The 22,512-nt window shown below is 62.9% G+C and carries 19 protein-coding genes; 4 read left to right on the forward strand and 15 right to left on the reverse strand.

Annotated features, from left to right (window positions below; all coding sequences use genetic code 11):
* The first annotated feature begins 141 nt into the window (after positions 1–141).
* Both AC1POX_RS13235 and AC1POX_RS13240 read left to right on the forward strand, forming a co-directional pair.
* Entirely contained in the window at positions 142–1,869 is a 1,728-nt protein-coding gene (locus AC1POX_RS13235) for a PTS fructose transporter subunit IIC (RefSeq protein WP_372356250.1), read from the forward strand.
* Positions 1,870–2,040: 171 nt separating this feature from the next.
* Entirely contained in the window at positions 2,041–3,318 is a 1,278-nt protein-coding gene (locus AC1POX_RS13240; RefSeq protein WP_014090422.1) for a carbohydrate porin, read from the forward strand.
* 169 nt (positions 3,319–3,487) lie between these two features.
* On the opposite strand, the gene AC1POX_RS13245 is transcribed toward AC1POX_RS13240, so the two are convergent.
* The 5 genes from AC1POX_RS13245 to AC1POX_RS13265 all read right to left on the reverse strand — a co-directional run bounded on the left by AC1POX_RS13245 (position 3,488) and on the right by AC1POX_RS13265 (position 7,190).
* Entirely contained in the window at positions 3,488–4,051 is a 564-nt protein-coding gene (locus AC1POX_RS13245) for a hypothetical protein (protein WP_166745331.1), read from the reverse strand.
* A gap of 63 nt (positions 4,052–4,114) precedes the next feature.
* The gene (locus tag AC1POX_RS13250; protein ID WP_372172839.1) at positions 4,115–4,627 is read right to left on the reverse strand and encodes a hypothetical protein; all 513 of its coding nucleotides are present in this window, start codon (positions 4,625–4,627) and stop codon (positions 4,115–4,117) included.
* Between the two features lie 66 nt (positions 4,628–4,693).
* Entirely contained in the window at positions 4,694–5,275 is a 582-nt protein-coding gene (locus AC1POX_RS13255; RefSeq protein ID WP_372172841.1) for an AlbA family DNA-binding domain-containing protein, read from the reverse strand.
* Positions 5,276–5,712: 437 nt separating this feature from the next.
* The gene (locus tag AC1POX_RS13260) at positions 5,713–6,327 is read right to left on the reverse strand and encodes a Shedu anti-phage system protein SduA domain-containing protein (protein WP_372356251.1); all 615 of its coding nucleotides are present in this window, start codon (positions 6,325–6,327) and stop codon (positions 5,713–5,715) included.
* Between the two features lie 86 nt (positions 6,328–6,413).
* Positions 6,414–7,190, reverse strand: coding sequence for a hypothetical protein (locus AC1POX_RS13265; protein WP_372172844.1), 777 nt, complete (start codon positions 7,188–7,190; stop codon positions 6,414–6,416).
* A gap of 309 nt (positions 7,191–7,499) precedes the next feature.
* On the opposite strand from AC1POX_RS13265, the gene AC1POX_RS13270 reads away from it, so the two are divergent.
* The gene (locus tag AC1POX_RS13270; RefSeq protein WP_372173636.1) at positions 7,500–7,700 is read left to right on the forward strand and encodes a phage integrase N-terminal SAM-like domain-containing protein; all 201 of its coding nucleotides are present in this window, start codon (positions 7,500–7,502) and stop codon (positions 7,698–7,700) included.
* A gap of 98 nt (positions 7,701–7,798) precedes the next feature.
* Here the strand turns inward: AC1POX_RS13270 and secF are convergent, their stop codons facing one another.
* From secF to AC1POX_RS13300, 6 genes are all read right to left on the reverse strand, one after another.
* The gene (gene secF / locus AC1POX_RS13275; RefSeq protein WP_372356252.1) at positions 7,799–8,767 is read right to left on the reverse strand and encodes a protein translocase subunit SecF; all 969 of its coding nucleotides are present in this window, start codon (positions 8,765–8,767) and stop codon (positions 7,799–7,801) included.
* A gap of 89 nt (positions 8,768–8,856) precedes the next feature.
* The gene (gene secD, locus AC1POX_RS13280) at positions 8,857–10,701 is read right to left on the reverse strand and encodes a protein translocase subunit SecD (protein WP_218502670.1); all 1,845 of its coding nucleotides are present in this window, start codon (positions 10,699–10,701) and stop codon (positions 8,857–8,859) included.
* Between the two features lie 190 nt (positions 10,702–10,891).
* Positions 10,892–11,245, reverse strand: a complete 354-nt coding sequence (yajC, locus tag AC1POX_RS13285; RefSeq protein WP_003489768.1) for a preprotein translocase subunit YajC — start codon at positions 11,243–11,245, stop codon at positions 10,892–10,894.
* Between the two features lie 131 nt (positions 11,246–11,376).
* Entirely contained in the window at positions 11,377–12,522 is a 1,146-nt protein-coding gene (gene tgt, locus AC1POX_RS13290; protein ID WP_031423135.1) for a tRNA guanosine(34) transglycosylase Tgt, read from the reverse strand.
* Between the two features lie 81 nt (positions 12,523–12,603).
* Entirely contained in the window at positions 12,604–13,674 is a 1,071-nt protein-coding gene (gene queA, locus AC1POX_RS13295) for a tRNA preQ1(34) S-adenosylmethionine ribosyltransferase-isomerase QueA (RefSeq protein WP_031423137.1), read from the reverse strand.
* 165 nt (positions 13,675–13,839) lie between these two features.
* The gene (locus AC1POX_RS13300) at positions 13,840–14,271 is read right to left on the reverse strand and encodes an Lrp/AsnC family transcriptional regulator (protein ID WP_008574410.1); all 432 of its coding nucleotides are present in this window, start codon (positions 14,269–14,271) and stop codon (positions 13,840–13,842) included.
* Between the two features lie 122 nt (positions 14,272–14,393).
* Here AC1POX_RS13300 and AC1POX_RS13305 point away from each other — a divergent pair, with 122 nt between their 5' ends.
* Positions 14,394–15,890, forward strand: a complete 1,497-nt coding sequence (locus AC1POX_RS13305; protein ID WP_031423138.1) for an aminotransferase class III-fold pyridoxal phosphate-dependent enzyme — start codon at positions 14,394–14,396, stop codon at positions 15,888–15,890.
* A 351-nt stretch (positions 15,891–16,241) separates the two neighbouring features.
* On the opposite strand, the gene AC1POX_RS13310 is transcribed toward AC1POX_RS13305, so the two are convergent.
* From AC1POX_RS13310 to AC1POX_RS13325, 4 genes are all read right to left on the reverse strand, one after another.
* Positions 16,242–16,949, reverse strand: a complete 708-nt coding sequence (locus AC1POX_RS13310; RefSeq protein WP_008574407.1) for a glycosyltransferase family 32 protein — start codon at positions 16,947–16,949, stop codon at positions 16,242–16,244.
* 368 nt (positions 16,950–17,317) lie between these two features.
* On the reverse strand, positions 17,318–18,697 hold the full coding sequence (locus AC1POX_RS13315; RefSeq protein WP_057681973.1) for a purple acid phosphatase family protein: 1,380 nt from the start codon (positions 18,695–18,697) through the stop codon (positions 17,318–17,320).
* On the reverse strand, positions 18,694–19,815 hold the full coding sequence (locus AC1POX_RS13320) for a phytase (protein WP_372356253.1): 1,122 nt from the start codon (positions 19,813–19,815) through the stop codon (positions 18,694–18,696). Before AC1POX_RS13320 ends, AC1POX_RS13315 begins: the two co-directional genes overlap by 4 nt.
* Positions 19,812–22,370, reverse strand: coding sequence for a TonB-dependent receptor (locus AC1POX_RS13325; RefSeq protein ID WP_372356254.1), 2,559 nt, complete (start codon positions 22,368–22,370; stop codon positions 19,812–19,814). The genes AC1POX_RS13320 and AC1POX_RS13325 overlap by 4 nt, the downstream gene beginning before the upstream one ends.
* Positions 22,371–22,512: the final 142 nt, after the last annotated feature.

Raw genomic sequence — 22,512 nt, forward strand, 5'->3', positions numbered from 1 at the left:
CCACTGCCGATGCATGCACCCAGGCGGCGTCGGGCCGGCAGTTGCAGACCGCGGCAGATCGCGCGCGTCACCGCCACGCATAACGCTTGAAATTCCCCCCGCCGACAACACCGGCGACCGCAACACAGCAGGAGTTTTGCCATGTCCTCTTCCATCGTGGTCATCGCCGCTGGCGAACGCAGTACCGAAGCCGTCCTGGCGGCCGAAGCGCTGCGCCGCGCGGCCACTGCCGCCGGCCGTCGCGTGACGATCGAAATCCGCAGCGACCAGGGCGTGCTTGGCGCCTTGCCGGGCGAACTCGCCAGCAATGCCGCCCAGGTCCTGGTGGTCGGCGACGCCGAGGCAGACACCACCCGCTTTGGCGATGCGCAACTGGTGCGCCTGAGCCTGGGCGCGGTGCTGGACGACCCAGCCGCTGCGATCGGCAAGCTGGCCGCACACGCCGACCCGGCCGTCGCCGGCAATCCCGGTGGCACCGCTAGCGGCAACAAGCGCATCGTGGCCATCACCTCCTGCCCTACCGGCATCGCGCACACCTTCATGGCCGCCGAAGGCCTGCAGCAGGCCGCCAAGAAACTCGGCTACCAGATGCGGGTGGAAACCCAGGGCTCGGTGGGTGCGCAGGACGCACTCACCGACGAAGAAATCCGCGCAGCAGACGTCGTCATCATTGCCGCCGACCGCGAAGTGGACCTGGCCCGCTTCGGCGGCAAGCGCGTGTTCAAGAGCGGCACCAAGCCGGCGATCAACGATGGCCCGGCGCTGATCAACAAGGCGCTGGCCGACGCCAGCGTGCAGGGCGGCGCGACTCCTGCCACCGGCACCGCGAACAAGGGCACCGGCCGCACCGGCGCCTACAAGCACCTGATGACCGGCGTCTCGTTCATGCTGCCGTTCGTCACTGCCGGCGGCCTGCTGATTGCTTTGGCATTTGCCCTCGGCGGCATCTACGCCGGCGACGATGCGCACCAGGGCACGCTGGCCTGGTCGCTGTTCCAGATCGGCGCCAAGGCCGGCTTCACCCTGATGGTGCCGGCCCTGGCCGGCTATATCGCCTACTCCATCGCCGATCGCCCGGGCATCGCGCCCGGCATGATCGGGGGCCTGGTCGCGGCCAATCTCAACGCCGGTTTCCTCGGCGGGATCATTGCCGGCTTCATCGCCGGCTACGGCGTGGCGGCGCTCAACCGCTATATCAAGCTGCCGCGCAACCTGGAAGGCCTCAAGCCGGTGCTGATCCTGCCGGTGCTGGGCACCCTGCTGGTCGGGCTGGCGATGATGTACGTGTTCGGCCAGCCGGTGGCCGACCTGCTGGCCTGGCTCACCGCCTGGCTGCGCGGCATGCAGGGCAGCAGCGCCTTGCTGCTGGGCCTGTTGCTCGGCGGCATGATGGCTTTCGACATGGGCGGACCGGTCAACAAGGCGGCCTATGCGTTCTCCACCGGCCTGATCGCTAGCCAGGTCTACACCCCGATGGCCGCTGCCATGGTGGCCGGCATGACCCCGCCGCTGGGCATCGCGCTGGCGACCTGGGTGTTCCGCAACCGCTTCACCGTGGAAGAGCGCGGCTCGGCCACTGCCGCCGGCGTGCTCGGGCTGGCCTTCGTGACCGAGGGCGCTATCCCGTACGCTGCGCGCGACCCGTTGCGCACCATCCCGGCGCTGGTGATCGGCTCGGCCGTGGCCGGCGCCATCTCGATGACCGCCGGTGCCGAATTGAAGGCACCCCACGGCGGCATCTTCGTGCTGCTGATCCCCAACGCCGTCACCCACCTGCTCAACTACGTGCTGGCCCTGGTGGTCGGTGTGGTGGTCACGGCCATCGCGCTGCGCCTGCTCAAGAAGCCGGTGACCGACGTCGTTGCCTGAGGCACCTCCGGCGGCACGGACCTGCCGCCGCACCTGACGCGCCCGCGTTTTCCCGCGCGCCCCTGACCTGCTTCACCGCTGCGCGCACCCAGGTGCGCTGCCAGCGGCATGCCCACCCACATGTTGTCGCGTTCGCCACCACGGCCACGCCCTTTTGTCCGGAGTCCTGCCATGACCGCTCTCGCCCCCCGCCGTGCCCGCCCCCGCCTGCTGTGCCTGTCGCTGACCTTGGCACTGACCCCGCTCGCCCACGCGCAGGATGCCGCCGATGCCTTCAAGCTCAAGCTCGGCTACACCGGCGAAGCGGCCTCGATGATCGACGGCGGCCGCAAAAGCGGCGACGCCTACGCCGGCCAGTTGATGGTCGGCACCGATGTCGACATGGACCGCCTGTTCGGCTGGAACGGCGCCACGGTGAAGTTGTACGTCAGCAACCGCCACGGCACCAACCTGGCCAACAGCAGCATCGGCAACAGCACCTCGGTGCAGGAAATCTACGGCGGCCAGGGCACGCGCCTGGCCAACTTCACCCTGCTGCAGAAACTTTTCAACGACCGTCTGGAACTGGAAGCCGGCCGCAGCGTGGCCAACATCCACTTCCTGGGCTCGGACCTGTGCCAGTACTTCCAGGGCAACTCGGCCTGCGGCAACCCCACCTTCGTGTTCCGCACCAGCAACTTCACTTACTGGCCGGTCTCCAGCTGGGCCGCGCATGCCACCGCCTGGGTCACACCGAAGGTCTATCTGCATGTCGGCGCCTACGAGGTCAACCCCATCCAGGCACAGGACGGCCAGCACGGCCTGAACTGGAGCACCAACGACACCACCGGCGTGGTCGTGCCCTATGCCGTCGGCTACAAGAACAAGGGTGGCGACGGCAGCATGGCCGCCATGTACGAACTGGGCGGCTGGCAGGACAACTCCGACTACACCGACCCGCTGCGCGACCGCAATGGCAACCCGGCCGTACTGAGCGGCTTGGGCTATGAAAACAAGCAAGGCCGCTCGGGCATGTTCGCCCGCTTCGAACAGCAGGTGACCAACCCCGACCCGTCGGGTACGCGCGGCCTCACCGTCTTCGGCGCCATGCTCAAGAGCACCGGCGGCCAAGCCATCGAAGACCATTTCATCCAGCTCGGCCTGGTGCAGAAAGGTACCTTCGCCAGCCGCCCGCAGGACAACATCGCTTTCGTGATCACCCAGCAGAAATACAGCGACGAAGCGATCGAAAACCTGCGCCTGGCCCGCGCCTCCGCCGGCGGCACCGGCACCCCAGCCGACAACCAGATCATGATGGAGCTCAGCTACGGCATCCAGGTCACCAAGCGCCTGCGCATCGCCCCGAACCTGCACTACGTGATCAACCCCGACCAGTTCAACGAACCGACCCGCACCAACGATCTGAAGAACGCGCTGATCGCGGGCATGCGGATCGACTGGAATCTGTGAGCCGCAGAGAAGCTGCGCGCGTTGCGCGCATCATTGGCGGGCACCACTGCCTGAGGTGAGTGGCGGGTGCGTTGCATCTGTGTAATGACCCACCACTACCTAACGTTTGAATTCAGCGGCCGCCGGAGGCGGTCCTCTGGAATGATGGGTTCGGCGTCCTTGCGTAGCCCTAAAAGAAAAGCTCGAAGCCCTTCTTGAGCGCGGCACGAAATACCTCGATTGATAAAAACTTCGCACCGCCTTTGAGCCACCGAATTGCCCGCGACGGCCCAATTGAAGCTGCGGGGCTTGCCGAAAGATACTGTTGAATTGCGCCATACAGTTCATGAAACCCATGAACAAGATCAGCGTTTTCAAGTTGCGCAATCTCGACGTCCTCAACTGCTCCCTCTTGCAATCGAAAGAAGACCACACACGGTAGCGTCGCTTGGTCCTTGATGCCGAGTGCGTCAAAGAAATGAGCGTTAAATGCATCAACGGCGGCCTTTGTTCCGGCATGCAAGTAGAAGACGCTCAGTTCTTTACCGGATAGACGGTCAAGCTGTGCGAAGACGCCTTGGTTCTTCAGAACCTCGCGGATGGCTTGATCGGTGAAGTCGTAGAAGATGAATGCGAACGACTTGGCACGGCCTTTAGCGAGATGCTCGACGCAGATTTCATCGAAGCGCCGAAGGAAGGACTGAAGTCCGTGGCCGATACCGTTTCCACTACCTTGTTCGAAGATGGGGATCATGATTGAGACGCCGAACGCCTGAATTAAGCCGAGCCGCGAAGCGGCTTCTGCTTGAATGAATTGTTAGGCCGCGCCGTCGAAATTGCCGGCGGAGATGTGCTGCGCGCGGTACGAAATGGTGCTCGCAAAGTAGGCGCATGCAAGCGATGTAAATAGCCCTAATATCTCTTTTGGTTCAGTGGGGAGCGAGTCTTGCCGTCCGCTTGACGCCGTGCACTTTAAAAGGAACTGGGTGATTGGGAGCAAGTCATCCTCGGACAGTTTGGCGTTGATATTGTGTCCGAACCGATTGCGGATGGAATTCAAGTGTTTGATGACTGGGGGGAAGTTGTACGGCTCCGGGAACTTGAGGCCAGATACGAGCGCAATCTTCTGTGCAAAAGTAAGCCGCGCGCCTTCCCAACCGAAATCAGCGCCGGGATGAGTGGCAAGGAAGTGGTCTAGGTAATGTTCGATAATCAAATGGCAACTCAGCAAGTACCCGAGGGTGTCGTAGTCGATCGCCTCGATTCGTTGCCAGGTTACTTTTCCGTCTGCGAAGCCGCCAACTAGCGGAGGTAGCGAGTGCTGGTTCATGTGCCGCCTAACGCCTGAATTAAGCCGGTCCGCGAAGCGGGTTCGGCCTGAGTAAATTGTTAGACATCATGCGAAGATGCCCAGCAGATGCTTGGCTAGTGCGCCGAGGACTGCGCCAGCGATTGCAATCCCGACTTTGCGAGGGATGGAATTGGCTTTACGGAGCTCCTCGCTCACCTTATCGATGGTCTCAGCTTGCTTTGCTGCATTGGCCGATAGATCAGACAGGGATTTCTCGATCGCCGCATGGGACAGAGAGCTCGATTTAATCTCATCAGCTGTCAGCGGGCGTATGGATGAGCCGTACCTCGCGTAATACCCGCCGGATGAGGCAACCAGCGACGAAGCCTTTTTTATCTTTACGTAAGCGACATCAGCGTTTCCAATCTGCACGATGCCTGACTCTGCCTCAATGTTAGGGCTTACCTTCTTGAGCGCAATGGAGATAGCGTAATTGGCCTTGTTGGGATTGATCCCAACAATTGTCGACGGCTCTTTGATGCCAATTAGAAGAATTCCGCCTTTGGTGTTTGCAAAGGCAGCCAGATGGCTAGCTATCGTGTCAGGGTTTGGTACGGATGCTTTGAGCTCAAGAGTCTCGCTTTCCCCTGCGGATACGAGGCTGGTGATTTCGTTTGGCTGCAACAACGCGGATCCCCCAGTGACGTCTAACGCCTGAATTAAACCGAGTTGCGAAGCAACTTCGGCTTGAATGAGTTGTTAGGCAGTGAGTGGCCGCGAAGGTTGGATGGTGCAACCATGCTCCCCAGCACTGCCGCCTGGACCGAGTGTGCCACAGCTTGCGGGATGGAGCTTGCCCAGCGATGCAGCGGCGCGTGATGCCACCGAAGCCAACCGCAACGAGCGCAGCGCGGGAACGACGTGCCAAAGCGAAGCACGGAACTTACCGCAACCAGAAACGATGATTGCGACGGCCCGGAGCCCACCGCATACGTGCAAGGAACCGATCGAAGCAGGACCCATCGACTGACTTGCTCCAACATCGCCTAACGTAGAGCTAACCGGCGCTGCGCGGCTTTGTCGCGCAGCGTCCAGCCACTGAAAGGAGCGAGGTTGAGCGCCGGTTAGACATTATGCAGCCGTAGGGTGTCACCATATTCACCGTTGTTCTTAGTCCAGCTGTCCCAGGTGTCAAATGAGAGTCGTGGTGACTCTTTCTCTAGGGAATGCCTTTCTTTGCTTACCAAATACTCATCGGTTACTCTTCCGCCAATTACCATACCCTTAAGCCAAACCTCCTTGTTTGGATCGACTTGAAGGGGCTTATTCGGCCCAAGGTATGAGTTGTAGATGGCTTTTCCAGATTCGACATCGCGGCGAATTTCGTGAAACCCCCTTCGGAATAGCTCGTAGTTACTTTCGATTACGCGAAAGCGTTCCCTAACCTGCCTGGCAGCCTCGTTAATATTTGCATTTACTGAGTTGTCTGAATTGAGAAAATTAAAATCTGCACCTTTCACTTCGATTATCACTACAACCATTCTTGAGCGATCTGTAAAAACAACGAAATCAGTTTTTCCTGTGATTATTGGGTATTCCGAAAATGCGATGTACTCGCCTGCGATTGACGACGGCGTACATGCTTCACCCAATAGGTTCAGATTTCCCTTCATGAGTTTTTGAATTTCGTTCTCGCCAGCACCTTTCTGAATCAATTTATTTAGTGCGCCATGTGTCATCCGGCTGTTCCTTGGCAAATGGAGAATGTGAATGTCTAACGCTTGATTAAGCCGAGTTTCGAAGCAACTTCGGCTTGAATGAGTTGTTAGGCGCGCTCACGCCAATGCGCCAAGAAAAGATTGCCGAACTCCACAACGGTCGATGCATCGGAAAGCATCTGCGGGTGAATCAATATTGGCTTCAAGGCTTCGTCTTCGGAGAATGAGTGCAGAAACGCAAAGCATGGCCTGCCAATTGCATCCTGCTCTGCAATTACTTCGTCGAGCTGTTGCCATTGGTGTGCCTGTATCAAACCAGATCGTTGGGCTTCTAGCGCGTTGTAGCGTTCTTGCTCCGCTGGAGTGAGGGTAGCGGGTGGAATATAAAGAGGAATTCTATGTGCCAGGGCGTCCCGGTAGTTCTTGAGGTACTCGGAATGCCACCTGGTCATAGTCTCGGATAGAAGATGCTGTTGGAGCGCCGGTGGAAGAAGCCGCTGTATCCGACTCTTGAACATGTCCACGTTGAGGCGCCCACCCACATCGGCCTCAAGTTGATGCAGATGAACAAAGCTCCAAGCCCAGTTGTCGAATACGCCAATGAGGTTGATGAAGAATGCTTGCAAATTGATCTGCACATCAATGAGCGTTTCTCGATCAAGCTTTCCCTCAGTGGATGGCGGGAAGTGGCTAAACACACTAATCATTGTGTGCCGAATAACGTTGAGTCGGCGGCCCGCACCGTGAAACATGTACTCCTTGACGCGCTCGTTTGGAATGTCATTGCAGCTCAACAAGCAGTCAATTTGGAGCTGCTGAAGCTGAGACGGAATTTCGTCCAGCCCACGCGCTAGTTCTTGGAGGCCTTCTTGGGGATATTGCATAAGCGCTTAACTACTATTGGACCGCCGAAATGCGGTGTTGCACGGAGTATCTTCGATCGCTGGCTCCTTGTGAATGGGAGAAATCCTAGCCGCGATCATGGGGTAGCACGATGGAGAGCGGCCTCGACCATGCAGACGCTTGCCGTGTTATCCGGCAAGGACGCAGGCGTATGAAATACGCCCCAAAAACAATGGCGTAACAGCACGTCCGCCGACGCGGTTGCTCGATCAGGTGCGCGACCGCCTGGGGGTTCGGCACTACAGCCTGCGCACGAGCAGGTCCATCTGCGCTGGATACGGCGGTTCATCCTGGCCAGCGGCAAGCGTTACACGCAGATGGGCCACGTGGAGGTCGAGGCGTTCCTCACCCGCTTGGCGACCGATGCGCAGGTGTCTGCGGGCACACAGAACCAGTCGTTGGCGGCGCTGTTGTTTCTCTACCGCAACGCACTGCGTATCGATCGACATCACGTGCCCGACAAAATCCCTAGCTTTCACAAACTTGAATAACGGCATCGCAGTGCACACCATGCAGTTACGACGCCCAACCCCAGAAACGAAAAAACCGCGCACTGCGCGGTTTTTTCGTCACACCTTTTGCCAACCGATCAAGGACGACGCGCCAGCGCCTCCACGTCCTTGGCCTTGGGCAGCAGGTCCTGCTTGGTCACCGCGAACGGCCCGATGCTCAGCATCGGCACGGCTACGATCACCGAGGAGATCACCACGATCACCGCGCCAATCATGTGCGTCTCGGCCAGGCCTTCCATCGATTCGCCACCGTAGATGTACAGCGCCAGTGCCGACAGGAAGAACATCACCGCGGTGATCACCGTGCGCGAGAGCGTCTGGTTGATCGAGCGGTTGAGCACTTCCAGCGGCTCCACGCGCAGGACGCGGAAGTTTTCGCGCACGCGGTCGAACACCACGATGATGTCGTTGATCGCAAAGCCCATCACCGACAGCAGGCCGGCCAGCACGGTCAGGTCGAACTCGCGGCCGGTCAGCGACACGAAGGCCACGGTGACCAGCAGATCGAACAACGCGGTCAGACTGGCGACCACCGCGAACTTCCACTCGAAGCGGAATGCGATGTAGATCAAAAAGCCTACCAGCATGAACACCGTGGCATACACACCGTTCAACGCCAGATCCTTGCCGACCTGCGGGCCGACGAATTCGCCAGGCTGCACGGTGGCCGGATTCTCATCGCTGGTCACCGCCTTGCGCACATCTTCGGCAACGGTGCGCGCGGCATCGTCGCGATTGTTGTTCTGGCCATGCGGCTGCAGGCGGATCATGACTTCATTGCCGCCGCGGGCGTTCTGCACCTGGGCGTTTTCGAAGCCGGCCTTGGACAGCTTCTCGCGCACCTGGTCCACGTCCACGGTCTTCTGGAACGAGGTCTGCACCAGCGTGCCGCCCGTGAACTCCAGCGCATAGTTGAAACCCTTGCCGACGATGATGCCGACCGAGGCGACTGCCAGCACCAGCATCAAAATCAGCACCGGCTTGCGCCAGCTCATGAAATCGATCTTGGTGTCGTTGGGAATCAGATGAAGCGGAAAAATTTTCATTGAAAGATCTTCCTAAGCAGTCCGCACATGGATGTGCGGGCTCTCGCGAGGGACTCGCATTACAGACGGGCTCTTGCGAGGGACTCGCATTAAATAGCGACAGACTTCAGCTTCTTGCGGCTGCCGTAGATCAACACCGCCAGCGCACGCGAGACCGTGATCGCGGTGAACATCGAGGCGAAAATACCGATCATCATGGTCAGCGCGAAGCCCTTCAGCGGGCCGGTACCGAACGCATACAACGCCACCGCCACGATCAGGCCGGTAAGGTTGGCGTCGAGGATGGTGCCGCCGGCCTTTTCGTAACCGGCCGCGATCGCCGACTTGGCCGGTACGCCCAGGCGCAACTCTTCGCGGATACGCTCGTTGATCAGCACGTTGGCGTCCACCGACAGACCGACCGACAGCGCCAGGCCAGCAAAGCCCGGCAACGTCATGGTGGCGCCGAACAGCGACATCACCGCCACCACGATCAGCAGGTTGAACAGCAGCGCCGCTGAGGTGATCGCGCCGAACACGCGGTAGTAGATGGTGAAGAACACCAGCGTAAACAGGAACGAGTAGACCACCGCCGTGACGCCGCGCTCCACGTTCTCCGCACCCAGGCTCGGTCCGATGACGTATTCCTCGACGAAGTCCATGGGCGCGGCCAGCGAGCCCGATTTCAGCAGCTTGGCCAGGTTCTCGGCTTCGGTCTTTTCCAGACCGGTGGTCTGGAAGTTCTTGCCGAACACGCCGGCAATGCGGGTCGGCGACAAGGCTTCTTCCTTGACCCGTACGCTGCGCACTTCCTTGCCGTCGACCATGGTCACGGTGGGAATGCGCTCGATGTAGACCACCGACATCAGCTTGCCGACGTTGGCGCTGGTGTAGTCGAACATGCGCTGGCCGGCGACGTTGTTGAGCGTCACCGCCACTGCCGGCATGCCGTTCTGGTCGGTGCTGACCGATGCGCTGACCATCTGGTCGCCGGTCACCAGCGCGCGCTTGTTCAACAACACCGGCGCGTTGCTGTCGCGCAGGCGATAGACCTTGGCCTCCGGCGGAATGTTGCCGCTGCGCACGGCATCGTCGGCATTACCGTCGACCACGGCGCGGAATTCCAGCGAGGCGGTGGCACCGATCAGGCGCTTGGCTTCGGCGGTGTCCTGCAGACCGGGCAGTTCAACCACGATGCGGTCCTCGCCCTGGCGCTGGATGGTCGGCTCGGACACGCCCAGTGCGTTGACGCGGTTGCGCAAGGTGGTGAGGTTCTGCTCGATCGCACCGCTGGCGATCTGCTTGAGCTCGGCCTCCGGCACCTTCACGGCGATGTTCTGGCCGCTGACGTCGTAGGTCAGGGTCGGCTGCGCCTTGGCCAGCGTCACGCGCGCGGCGTCGGCATTGGCGCCCTCGCCCAGGTTGACCTGGATACTGTTGTCGGCGCGACGTTCCACCGAGCGATACGGGATACGCGCATCGCGCAAGGTGGTGCGGATGTCTTCGGCAAACCCGTCCAGGCGCTTTTCCAGCGCGGCCTTCTGATCGACCTGCATGGCGAAGTGCACGCCGCCCACCAGGTCCAGACCCAGCACCATCGGCCGGCCGCCCAGCTTGGCCAACCAGTCCGGTACGGTGGAAGCCAGGTTCAGCGCCACGGTGTAGTTCTCGCCCAGCTGCTGACGCAACACGTCGTTGGCGCGTGTCTGCGCCTGCAGCGAAGGCAACCGCACCATCAGGCTGTCGCCTTCTTTTGTGATCGCCTTCGGGGTGATGCCGGCGCTCTTGAGCTCACCGTCGATGCGGCTGCGCAATGCGTCGTCGAGCTGCGCACCGCGGCTGGCGGTGATCTGCACGGACGGGTCCTTCTGGTACACATTGGGCAACGCATACAGCGCGCTGACGGCCAGTACCAGCAGGATCAGGAAGTACTTCCAGCGAGGAAATTCGAGCATTGCGACAGTCCCGCGTGGCACCATCCCGGCGCCGCGCCTAGCAGTGAGAACGACTTCAAGCGACCGGTACAACGTCGCCAATGGTCTTCAGATGGATACGGGCGGTACGGCGGAACCGGTGGGTCACAACCTTCGGTTCCACCTGACGACTGCGCCTGCCTGATAGCGGCGCAGCCGTTGCAAGACGCGTTTAGCTCGCCGACTTCAGCGTGCCCTTCGGCAGCACATGGCCCACGGCGCTCTTCTGCACGCGGATACGCACGTTATCGGCCACTTCCACGCTGATGAAGTTGTCGCCGATGTCGGTGATCACGCCCGCAACGCCGCCGGAGGTGATCACTTCATCGCCGCGCGCCAGCTTGTCCAGCAGCGCCTTGTGTTCTTTCTGACGCTTCATCTGCGGGCGGATCATCAGGAAGTACATCACGGCGATCAGGATGATCGGCAGCGCGAAGGTGGACAGGCCTCCCATCGGGCCGGGTGCCGGCGCGCCGCCAGCGGCCTGCGCCTGGGCAGCGGGGATCAGGAAATCGAGCAGATTCATTCAGTGCATCCTAGTTTGGTGCCAGCGGGCCCATGGGCCCGCTCGCTATTCAGGTACCGCCGGGGCGGAACAGCCGGGAATTATGCCACGCAGGTTCCACGCCGTCCGCGCCGGGGCGCGGACGGTAGGTCTCAGCTGGTTTCCCCCGGCAACGGCGGCGTGGTGGCGCCGCGTGCCGCATAGAAGGACCGCCGGAACTCCACAAAGGTTCCCGAAGCGATCGCCGCACGCATGTCGGCCATCAGTTTTTCGTAGTACCAGAGGTTATGCAGGGTTCCCAGCATCGGCGCCAGCATTTCGTTGCAGCGGTCCAGATGGCGCAGGTAGGCGCGCGTATAGCCGCTGCTGCAGGCATGGCAGCCGCAGCCCGGCTCGATGGTGTCCAGGTCGCGTTCGTACTTTGCGTTGCGGATGCGCACGGTGCCGAAGGAGGTGAAATAGTGGCCGTTGCGCGCATTGCGGGTGGGCATGACGCAATCGAACATGTCCACCCCGCGTGCCACGCCTTCGACCAGGTCTTCCGGGCGGCCCACGCCCATCAGGTAACGCGGGCGCTCGGCCGGCAGGCGCGGATGCAGGTGTTCGAGCATGGCGTTGCGCTCGTGCTCGGGCTCGCCCACTGCCAGCCCGCCGATCGCATACCCGTCGAAACCGATGCCTTGCAGGCCATCCAGCGAGCGGCTGCGCAGGTCCGGATGCACCCCACCCTGCACGATGCCGAACAGCGCCGCATCGTTGCCCAGCCCGTCGTGCGCGTCGCGCGAGCGCTGCGCCCAGCGCAGGCTCAGCTCCATCGAGCGGCGCGCGACGTCCTCGGTGGCCGGGTACGGCGTGCACTCGTCGAAGATCATCACGATGTCCGAATCGAGCACCTCTTGAATTTTCATGCTCTCTTCGGGGCCCAGGAACACCCGCGCGCCATCGGTCGGCGAGGAAAAGGTCACGCCCTGCTCGGTGATCTTGCGGCGATGCGCCAGCGAAAACACCTGGAACCCGCCGGAATCGGTGAGGATGGGCCCATCCCAGCGCGCAAATCCGTGCAGCCCGCCGTGATCGCCGATGACCTCCAGGCCCGGGCGCAGATACAGGTGGAAGGTGTTGCCCAGGATGATCTCCGCACCCAGCGCGCGGATCTGCTCGGGCAGGATGCCCTTGACCGAGCCATAGGTGCCGACCGGCATGAACGCAGGGGTTTCGACCGTGCCACGCGGAAAGGTCAGGCGCCCACGCCGGGCATGCCCGTCGGTGGCTTGGAGCTGGAACTGGAGTCGGGACATTGAGGGGCCGGGAATGGGGAGTCGGGAATCGGGAATGGGAAGAGCGGTTGGCAGGTGGCTGATCGTTCGGCGGGTCCCGCCTTACGATTCCCCATTCCCGACTCCCGATTCCCCGCCCCATAACAACATCGCATCGCCGTACGAAAAGAAGCGATAGCGCTGCGCGATGGCGTGGTGGTAGGCGGCGAAGATGCGCTCGCGGCCGGCGAAGGCGCAGACCATCATCATCAAGGTGCTTTCGGGCAGATGGAAGTTGGTGACCATCGCGTCGACGCTGCGGATGCGGTAGCCGGGCAGGATGAAGATCTGGGTTTCGCCAGCGAATGGCTGCAATTCGCCTTCGGGCGCGGCCTCGGTCTTGCGCCAGGCGCTTTCCAGCGAGCGCACCACTGTCGTGCCCACCGCGATGACGCGGCCGCCGCGGGCGCGGGTGCGCCGCACCTGTTCCACCAATGCGGCACCGACATTCAGCCATTCGGTGTGCATGACGTGCTGGTCGAGCTTGTCCACCCGCACCGGCTGGAAGGTGCCGGCGCCCACATGCAAGGTGACGTGGCCGAACTCCACCCCGCGCTCGCGCAGGCGCGCCAGCAGCGGCTCGTCGAAGTGCAGCCCGGCGGTGGGCGCGGCGACCGCGCCGACTTCGCGCGCGAACACGGTCTGATAGCGCTCGCGGTCTTCGACACCCGGCTCGCGGCGGATATACGGCGGCAGCGGCAGGCGGCCAGCCTCGAGCAGCCAGTGCTCCAGCGGGGTCGGGATCTGGAAACGCAGCAGATAGAACTCGCCATCGCGGCCCAGCACCTCGGCCTGGCCGCCGGCATCGAGCGCGATCACGCTGCCGGCCTTGGGCGACTTGCTGGCGCCGATCTGCACGCGCGCCTCGCGCTCGCCAAGCAGGCGCTCGATCAGGATCTCCACTCGCCCGCCGCTGGCCTTCTGCCCGAACAAGCGCGCCGGAATGACCCGGGTGTCGTTGAAGATCAGCAGATCGCCGGGCTGCAGCAGCTCGGGCAGATCGCGCACCTGGCGGTCGCCGAAGGCCGCTGGCGCCGGCGGCACCACCAGCAGGCGGCTGGCGGCACGTTCGGCCAGCGGCGCCTGGGCGATCAGTGCTTCGGGCAGCTCGTAATGGAAATCGGACTTCTTCAAGGCCGCAGGATCGTTGGCGGAGTAGCCGCATAGTGTAACTGCGGCCGGGAATTGAGATTGGGGATTGGGGATTCGTAACATCCAGGCCAAGCGGCCGGCAGCTTTACTACGTGGGCTGGCCAGCTTTTACTAATCCCCAATCCCGAATGCCCAATCCCGGCTCATTCACCGCTCGAATTTGGTCGACAGGATGATCGCGCTGGTCGTGCGCTCCACGCCGTCGATGGCGCCGATGGCGTCGGTGAGCACGTCCATCTCGTTGACGCCGCCGACCACGCCCAGGGCGACCAGGTCGTAGGCACCGCTGACCGAGTGCAGCAGGCGCACTTCCGGGATATCGCGCAGCGCCTTCACCACGGCCGGCATCTTCTTGGGCAGCACGGTGATCAGGATGTGCGCACGGATGCGGCCCTGTTCGTAGTCGTCATGCGTGCGCACGGTGTAGCCGCTGATCACGCCGTCGCGTTCGAGCTTTTCGATGCGGCTCTGCACGGTGGTGCGCGAGAGCCCGAGTCGCCGCGCGATCTGGGCGGTGGACGCGCGCGCGTCCTCGCGCAGCAGCGACAACAGGCGTTCGTCGGAGGGGGTGATCTTCACTATTGCGCATTCGTTTCGGCGAATCGACGAAAATACCGTACTTCCTGCCCAGATTCACGCTGCCAAACGCCGATCTTCTGCCGATAATAGGAAGGGAACGCCACCTTTGAAGGAGATGCGCCATGTCCGTCCTTGCCCCGCTCGCCCCGCTGCGTGCCCATGCCGGCCGCCGCCTGACCGAAGGCCTGGACGATGCGACCATCGCGCGCCTGGCCGGCAGCCACCCTGACCTGCAGCAGGCCATCCATGCGGCAGCAGCCGAGTACGCGCTGGTGCGCGATGACGCCGCCGACCTGCTGGACCTGGACGAAGAGGCCCAGATCGGCGCGGTGCAGGAAGGTTTCATCAATTTCTATGCCGACGACGCAGTGACGCCTTACGTGGCACTGGCCGCACGCGGGCCATGGGTGGTCACGCTCAAGGGCGCAGTGCTCTACGACGCCGGCGGCTACGGCATGCTCGGCTTCGGCCATACGCCGTCCGCGGTGCTCGAGGCCATGGCGCGCCCGCAGGTGATGGCGAACGTGATGACGCCCAGCCTGGCGCAGCGCCGGCTCGATCGCGCCCTGCGTGCCGAGATCGGCCATAGCCGCGGCGGCTGCCCGTTTGCACGCTTCATGTGTCTCAATTCCGGCTCCGAAGCGGTGGGCCTGGCTGCCCGCATCGTCGATACCAACGCCAAGCTGCACACCGACCCCGGCGCGCGGCACGCCGGTGCCACCATCAAGCGTCTGGTGGTCAAGGGCAGCTTCCATGGCCGCACCGATCGCCCTGGCCTGTATTCGGATTCCAGCCGCAAGACCTACACCAAGTACCTGGCCAGCTATCGCGACGAGGATTCGGTCATCGCGATCGCCCCGTACGACGTGGCCGCGTTGCAACGCGCCTTCGATGAGGCCGCGCGCAATCACTGGTTTATCGAGGCGGTGTTCCTGGAGCCGGTGATGGGCGAAGGCGACCCGGGGCGTGCGTTGCCGGCCGAGTTCTACGCCGCGGCGCGCGCGCTGACCCGTACCCATGGCAGCCTGTTGCTGGTCGATTCCATCCAGGCCGGGCTGCGCGCGCATGGCGTGCTGTCGGTGGTGGACTACCCGGGATTCGAGCAGCTCGACCCGCCGGACCTGGAAACCTATTCCAAGGCGCTCAATGCGGCGCAGTACCCGCTGTCGGTGCTGGCGGTGACCGAGCACGCCGCGCAGGTGTATCGCAAGGGCACCTACGGCAACACCATGACCACCAACCCGCGCGCGCTCGATGTGGCCTGCGCCACCCTGGCGTTGTTCACCCCGCAGGTGCGCGACAACATCCGCATCCGCGGTGCGCAGGCGATTGCCAAGCTGGAGGCGCTGCAGGCCGAACTCGGCGGCTTGATCACCAAGGTGCAAGGCACCGGCCTGTTGTTCTCCTGCGAACTGGCACCGCAATTCAAGTGCTACGGCGCCGGTTCCACCGAGGAGTGGTTGCGCCACCGCGGCGTCAACGTGATCCATGGCGGCGAGAATTCGCTGCGTTTCACCCCGCACTTTGCGATGGATGAAGACGAACTCGATCTGCTGGTCGGCCTGATCGCGCGTGCGCTCAAGGAAGGCCCGCGTCAGGTGCAGGCCGCAGCGGCCTGATTTGCTCCACGCGGCACGCCGGCGCGCATGTCGTCGGCGTGCCGCAGATGGCTGACAGGTCTTCCACCGGCACTCTGCGCGGTGCACTGGAACCGCGATCGGCGCCGGCGACAGTGGCGCAAGTCTTCGGTTGCGTCCAGCCGATCCAGGGTGGGTCATCGGCCATTGTCCCGACTGCGTTGCCTGGTCTGAATTTGCGCAGTACCTGCAACACACGATGCGAAGCCACGAGAACATGCAAGCTTGCGCTTGCATAAATCGCCTGCAGCATGCAGGGCGATGACCTCACCCAGATTCGACCTGAGCGGCCCTGCCCCAGGTCGATTGCCGTATCACCGTGCACGCTGCCACTCAGATCGGCACCGCATTCAACTTGCGGCGCAGGTAGTTGGTGAGCGCACGCCGCGGCGACTTGCCGCGCCACGATGCCCAGCACAGGTGCGAGCCGACCGCGATTTTGCCGCCACGATGGCCAAGCCCGAACCAGGTGCGGTCCGGATGAAAGGCATCGCGTGGCGGGAACAGGATGTCGGCGAACTGCCCACCATGCGCGTTGTAGAAGCGCGTCAGCCCACGCGGGCCCGAAATCATCGGGATCTCGCGGTGATCCTGCAGAGTTTCCGGGGCATGCGCGGTAAAGATGTGCTCGATGAAAGCGCGCCAGAACGGATGCCCGGGCTCGGAGCCAAACACGGCATTGCCGATCTTGAAGTCTTCCTGGCCCGGCGCACCTTCCTCGACGGGCAACACGCAATGCTGCGACAGCACCTGCGCATCGAGCGGTCGTAGCAGTTTGTAGTCGGTGTCGAAGTAGAAGCCGCCATGTGCGTGCATGTACGCGCACCGGGCGATGTCGGCTTTCATCACGCCGAAGCGGATCTGCTCGTAGCGCTGGGCAAACTCGGGGAACGCACGCCGCATCAGTTCTGCGTTATCGGCATCGTCCCAGACGTAACAGGTCCATCCAGGCAACAGGCGCTGCAGGCGATCGCAGATCCTGCGCTCTTCCCACAGCAGCTGCTTGGTGGGTGCGGTCAGGTGAATTAATTGGGGAATCATGGGGGCGACTCGGGCGTGGGGGAACCGAGCCGCCACCGCAGTGCCGCATCGATTCGGCTACCTGGTCGCTGGCCCGGCCGTACCAACCGTAGTCGCACTATCGACGTGACATAAATCGCGGTACATGATGATCGACCGCAAGCTCATAGAAACAATCTATGCAGATGCGAAGTTTTGAAACAACGCGTAAATCCAGTCGAAATCCGGATTAAACCGCTTGCTGCCTTGTCATATTCAAGGCGGCGGTCGGGCACCTCGAAGAAGCTGGCAGCGGACACGCAACCACGTGCAGCTTGCAGACCGTCTACGCACTGCTGCCCAGCCGCCAGTAGCACGGTAATGCCGGGCAGGCTGTTGCCTGCCCTCGCTCATTCCCAGCATCGATCCGCACGCCCTTTGAGCGTTGCACTGCGCGGGCAATTGCGTGGCGCGATGCGTCCCGCCTCGCGTTCGATCAAGCGTTTGCTGCCGTCGCTGTCGCGTTGCAGTTCGAACGCGTCGTAGAGACGCCCGGTGGCCGTGCGCGATTCGTACACCAGATGCTGGCTGTCCAGACGCAGCACCTGATAGAGCTGGGTGTCTTCGCCCACCGGGCGCATGGTGGTGCGCGCCATGTCCGACAGGCGGTACTGCTTGGGCCCGGCGACCGAGACCACGAAGACCGGCGTCGCCTGCCCGGCCGCATCGCCGCGTCGGCCGTAGGTGTGGTCGTGGCCCTGCAACACCAGATCCACCTTGTGGCGTCGGATCACCGGCAGCACCTGTGCGACCAACTTTTCGTTTTCGCGATCGGCACGCGGCGAGAAGAATGGCTGGTGGATCAGCACGATCGACCAGGGATGCGGGTTGTCGGCCAGCACCTTGTCCAGCCACTGCGCCTGCGCGGGGCCGGTCCCCAGGTCCAGCGCCGAGGTGCCGTCGAGCACGGCAATGCGCACGCCCTGGTAGTCGAACCAATAGCTGGTGCGCGCGGTGGCCGAAGGCCCGTTACGCGGCAACGCAAAGGTCACCGGCCAATGACTGCCGAGCACGCGGGTTGCCTGCGGCGTGTCTTCGCCCTCTTCGTGATATTCGTGATTGCCCGGCGCCGGCGCCACTGCAGTGCCTTCCAGCAGCCAGCGCCCGGCCTCGAACCACTCGGCCCATTCGTTGTCGTCCTGGCCGTCCTTGCCGCTGACCAGGTCGCCGGCGAACAAGGCCAGCCGCGCGTCCGGCGCCGAGCGCCAGGCCTGACGGATCACCCGCGAGACCAGACTGAGATTCTTGTTCTGGGTATCGCCGAAATACAGCAAGGTCAGCGGCGTGGTGGCTGTGGCAGCCGTGCGGAAGTGATTCCACGCGCCCCAGGTCCCCTGCCCCTGCACGCGGTACGCGTACATCGTGTCCGGCTGCAGCCCGTCGACATCGGCGCGATGGTGATGCGAACTGCCGTTTTCGCTGGCAAGCGTCAGCGTGCTCGCCCGAATGCGTCGTGGCGTGCCTACATCCGGCGAATCGCCGGCGACCACCAGTTCCAGCCACGGTCTGTCGACGCTGGCATCGGTGCGCCAGGCCACCGCAAACCCTGTGGCCGCGTCCTGCGCCGGCGTGGCGACGATGCGGTCCGGGAAGCCATCGGCAACATAATGCGTCGAACCCGCCGGCACCTGCGTATTGGGTTCGGCAGCACGGTCGGCAGCCGAGGCTGAAACGCTTATGGTTGCGATCGCCGCAAGCAACGCAGAGATCGATCTGCGCGCGGCCATCATGGCGTGCACTCTTTCAGGCGCAATGTCCGCGCGATATCGCGCCAATCGAACGCGGCCACTGCCTGGTCGTCATGCAACGCATAGAACACGCCACCCGGAAAGCGCGTATTGCTGCGTTGATCCAGCCACACGCCATCGGTGTTGGCGGTCACACGGCCGGCAAAGGCGCCGACATGCGCCAGCGTCTTGCGATCGAAGACCTGGAACACGCTGCGGTCCTTGAACTGATCGGTGGCGATCCAGTAGCCGCTCCCGTCGCTGCATGCGAACAAGCTGATGCCCTCGGCCTGCGCCTTGAACAGCCCGGCGCCGACGTTGCGGCCGCGATACCGCCCGTCCATGCCGTAGTCGCGCAACTGCGTGCCCACGGCCACGTCTTCTTCGGCAATCATCAGCCGCGCATTGGCTTCATCGCCGAACACCGATTCGGCAATCCGTACCGCGCCCGCTTCGCTGGTGTCGCCAAAACTCTGCGTCAGTCGTGCCTGCCAGCCCTGCCCTGCAGCATCGAGCTGATAACGCCGAAAGCGCTGGCCAAGCTCGGCCAGCGGCGGCGGCAGATCCTTGTTGGCCGGCGACATGTAGTTGTCGCTGACCACCACCTCGTAGCCGCCCTCGTGCTTGCGCACCCACAGGCCGTAGGGCTCGCGCAATTGGTTCTGGCCAAACGCCGTCACCGGCGTCAGATCGGGCAAGGAGAAGACCTGCACGCGCCGGTTGTCGCGCTCCACCACGAACACCAGGTCATCGACCACCGAAATGCCGTTGGGGCGGTCGAGCTTGCCCAGGGCCTTGCCCTTGCCGCCGACCACGCGCAGCCGCTTGCCGCTGTCGCCGTCGAACACCACCAGCGCATGCGTGTCCTTGGCCGTGGCGATCACCCAACGGCGACCATCCGGCGCCATCCAGCTGGCCGGCGAATCCAGGTTGTCCGCTGGCGTCAGCGCGGTAATGAAGGCTTCCGGCACCACTTCGTGCGCTACGTTGGCCTTGCTGAGCAAGGGATCCTTCAGCAGCGCTTCGTCGGCTTCGCGGCCGGCCGGGGCACTGGCGCAACCGACCAATGCGGCGGCAGCGGACAGCAGCGTGATCTGCACGAAGGTGCGTGGTGCGATCACAGCGCCACCTTCAGGCCAAGCGCGTAGGTGCGGCCGTACTCTTCATTTTGCAGGGTGCGCGAGCGGATGCCCTGATACAGCTCCAACGGCTCGTCCAACAGGTTCTGCGCTTCCAGATACAGGCTGACGTGGCTGTTGAATTGATAGTTCATGCTGAAATCCAGCTGCGTGTGTGGGGCAACGTAGATATCGTACGCACGGCTCTGCCCGATGGTGTCCAGATATTGGCTGCGATACACCGCCGCCACGCGCGCACTGAACCCGTATTTTTCGTAGCCCAGGTGGCCGCTGTAGATGCGCTTGGACGAACGCGGCAGGGTGAAGTCGTCGCCGGCACGATTTTCCAGACCCGGATTGAAATCGCTGTCCAGCACCGTGGCGCTGGCACCAACCAGAAAACCATTCCAGCCCTCGGGCAGGAAGTCCAGGGTCTGCTGCCAATTGAATTCCGCACCGCGCACCTTTGCGGTGTCGCCATTGATCGAGCGTGTGACCTGCAGACCCGGAAATTCCGCATCGTTGGTGTTGATGGTCTGCACGATGTAGTCGTCGATCGACTTGTGGAACACGCCCAGCGAGATCACGCCGGTACTGCCGAGGTATTTTTCGAACGACAGGTCCAGGTTCTGCGAACGGTACGGATCGAGATCGGGGTTGCCCAGACTCACCTCGTTATCGCCACGGTTGATGCTCACGCGTGGCGACACATCGCCGAATGCCGGGCGCGACAAGGTCTTGTTGGCCGCAAAGCGCAGCACCCAATCGTTGCCACTGTCGTAACGCAGATGCAGGCCGGGCAGCACGTTGGTGTAGCTGCTGGAAGCCTCGCGTGGCGTCACCGTGGCGGTGCGGCCATTGGCTGCCACGTCCACCTGGTTGCCGGTGGCATCGAACTGGGTATTTTCCACGCGCACGCCGGCGATCATGCGCAGTGCGCCGATGTCCCAGGTGCCCATCGCATAGGTCGCGAAGACATCTTCGGTGGCCGTGTAATCGTCCTGCAGCGAGGTCTGCAGATTGCCGCCCACATCTTGCGGACGTGCACTGTACAGATCGCCGGAGGTGTTCCAGTAGCGGCGCATGCCGTCCGAGCCGATGCTCTGGCCCAAGGTGCCGCCACGGTGCTCGGGCGCGGCAGTGGTCCAGTCGCTCAGGTCGATGGCCGGCCCACGACGCAGCTCGTTTTCGTCCACGTTCACCCCGCGCTCGCGCCAGCGGCCGAGCACGCCCATCTTCAGGCTGGAATGCTCGCCGTCAAAGCGCACATTGATCTGTGCGCTGCGCTCGCTGTCGTCCACCTGCGTGGGCGCAATCACGAAGCGATCGAACACGAAATCATCGTTGCTCTGCCAGCCGTTGTCGGAGAAGCCCAGCTTCGGAATGCCACTGCGCTGATCCACCGTGGCCGCCAGATCGTCGCCGTCGTAATTGAAGCGCGCTTCCTTTTCATCGTTCACGCGCTCGCGGGTCTTGGTGTAGCCCAGCTTGTAATCCACGGTGGCGGCGCTCAGGCGGTTTTCGCCACCCACGCTCAACGCCATGGTGTCTTCCTTCTTGGTGCGGTAGCGCACGCGCTTGGAAATGCTGTCGGCCGGCAGGTCGTCCACGCGATAGGTGCCGTCGCCATTGGCACTGACCTCGCCATCGCTCAACCCGAAGATGGTGCGCTGACGCGTTTCGGCATCGTCGAAACGGCTGTAGAGCGTGCGCAGGTAGTAGCGGTTATCCGCGTCCGGGCGCCAGTCCAGATTGAGGTTCGCGCCCATGCGGGTGCGTTCGATGAAGTATTTGCGGCGTTGCACTTCGCCGGCGAACAGATCGTCGTCCGCGCCACCGTCAAAGGTGTCGTAGGCCACTTCGGTATTGTCCGATTCGAACTCGCGGTCCTGATAGTTCACGCCCACGGCCACCCCGAAGGTGCCATTGAAGATGTCGCTGTAGTTGAAGGCGCCCTTCGGGCTGGTCTTGCCCGACAGCGACTGGTGGCTGGCTTCGATGGAGCCGCGCAAGGTGCGTCCGTCACGATCGAAGGCGGAGGTGGATTCCACCTGGATCGCGCCGCCGATGGAATCGCCCGGCATGTCCGGGGTCGGCGACTTGACCACCTTCAGGCGCTCGGTGGAATCGGAAGGAATCACGTCCAGCGGTGCCGAACGCGTGCCGTCTTCCGGCGTGCCCATGGTCATGCCGTCGATGGTGACGCTGTTGAGCGACGAATCCAGGCCGCGGATGACCACAAAGCGGCCTTCGCCCTGGTCGCGCGTCACGCTGACGCCGGGCAGGCGCTGCAAGGATTCTGCAACATTCTTGTCCGGGTAACGTCCCATCGCATCGGAGGCGACGGCGTCCTGGATGGCATCGGAGGCGCGTTTGAGATCGACTGCGCGCTCCTGCGCTTCCAGCTGCGGGCGCACCTCCAGCCGCTCCAGGTCGATTGCCGCAGCGCTGGCAGCGCCGCCCGTGGCCGCACCCTGGGCCGCGTGCGTCAGCGGACTCCACGTGGCCGCAGCCAACGTCAGCGTGATCGCCAGGCAGAGCGGAGTCTTGTTCAACACGGGTGCTTCCCCAATCGGTTAAGAATGGGTGGGCACACTATGTCTACGACGTTTCACTGACATGACATATGCATCAGCGATCACACCCGAAGTGTGGCGACACACCGCGCGGCTGCGGCACACTGTGCCCCTCTCCCGCCTG

Source organism: Xanthomonas sp. NCPPB 3442 (genome assembly GCF_056725145.1).

Bases quoted from the DNA above. Each gene is read 5' to 3' on its own strand.
- tgt (WP_031423135.1), bottom strand. From the start codon at position 12,522: ATGTCCCGACTCCAGTTCCAGCTCCAAGCCACCGACGGGCATGCCCGG.
- secD (WP_218502670.1), bottom strand. From the start codon at position 10,701: ATGCTCGAATTTCCTCGCTGGAAGTACTTCCTGATCCTGCTGGTACTG.
- secF (WP_372356252.1), bottom strand. From the start codon at position 8,767: ATGAAAATTTTTCCGCTTCATCTGATTCCCAACGACACCAAGATCGAT.
- AC1POX_RS13250 (WP_372172839.1), bottom strand. From the start codon at position 4,627: ATGAACCAGCACTCGCTACCTCCGCTAGTTGGCGGCTTCGCAGACGGA.
- AC1POX_RS13245 (WP_166745331.1), bottom strand. From the start codon at position 4,051: ATGATCCCCATCTTCGAACAAGGTAGTGGAAACGGTATCGGCCACGGA.
- yajC (WP_003489768.1), bottom strand. From the start codon at position 11,245: ATGAATCTGCTCGATTTCCTGATCCCCGCTGCCCAGGCGCAGGCCGCT.
- AC1POX_RS13305 (WP_031423138.1), top strand. From the start codon at position 14,394: ATGTCCGTCCTTGCCCCGCTCGCCCCGCTGCGTGCCCATGCCGGCCGC.
- AC1POX_RS13235 (WP_372356250.1), top strand. From the start codon at position 142: ATGTCCTCTTCCATCGTGGTCATCGCCGCTGGCGAACGCAGTACCGAA.
- AC1POX_RS13315 (WP_057681973.1), bottom strand. From the start codon at position 18,697: ATGATGGCCGCGCGCAGATCGATCTCTGCGTTGCTTGCGGCGATCGCA.
- AC1POX_RS13265 (WP_372172844.1), bottom strand. From the start codon at position 7,190: ATGCAATATCCCCAAGAAGGCCTCCAAGAACTAGCGCGTGGGCTGGAC.
- AC1POX_RS13260 (WP_372356251.1), bottom strand. From the start codon at position 6,327: ATGACACATGGCGCACTAAATAAATTGATTCAGAAAGGTGCTGGCGAG.
- AC1POX_RS13240 (WP_014090422.1), top strand. From the start codon at position 2,041: ATGACCGCTCTCGCCCCCCGCCGTGCCCGCCCCCGCCTGCTGTGCCTG.
- AC1POX_RS13310 (WP_008574407.1), bottom strand. From the start codon at position 16,949: ATGATTCCCCAATTAATTCACCTGACCGCACCCACCAAGCAGCTGCTG.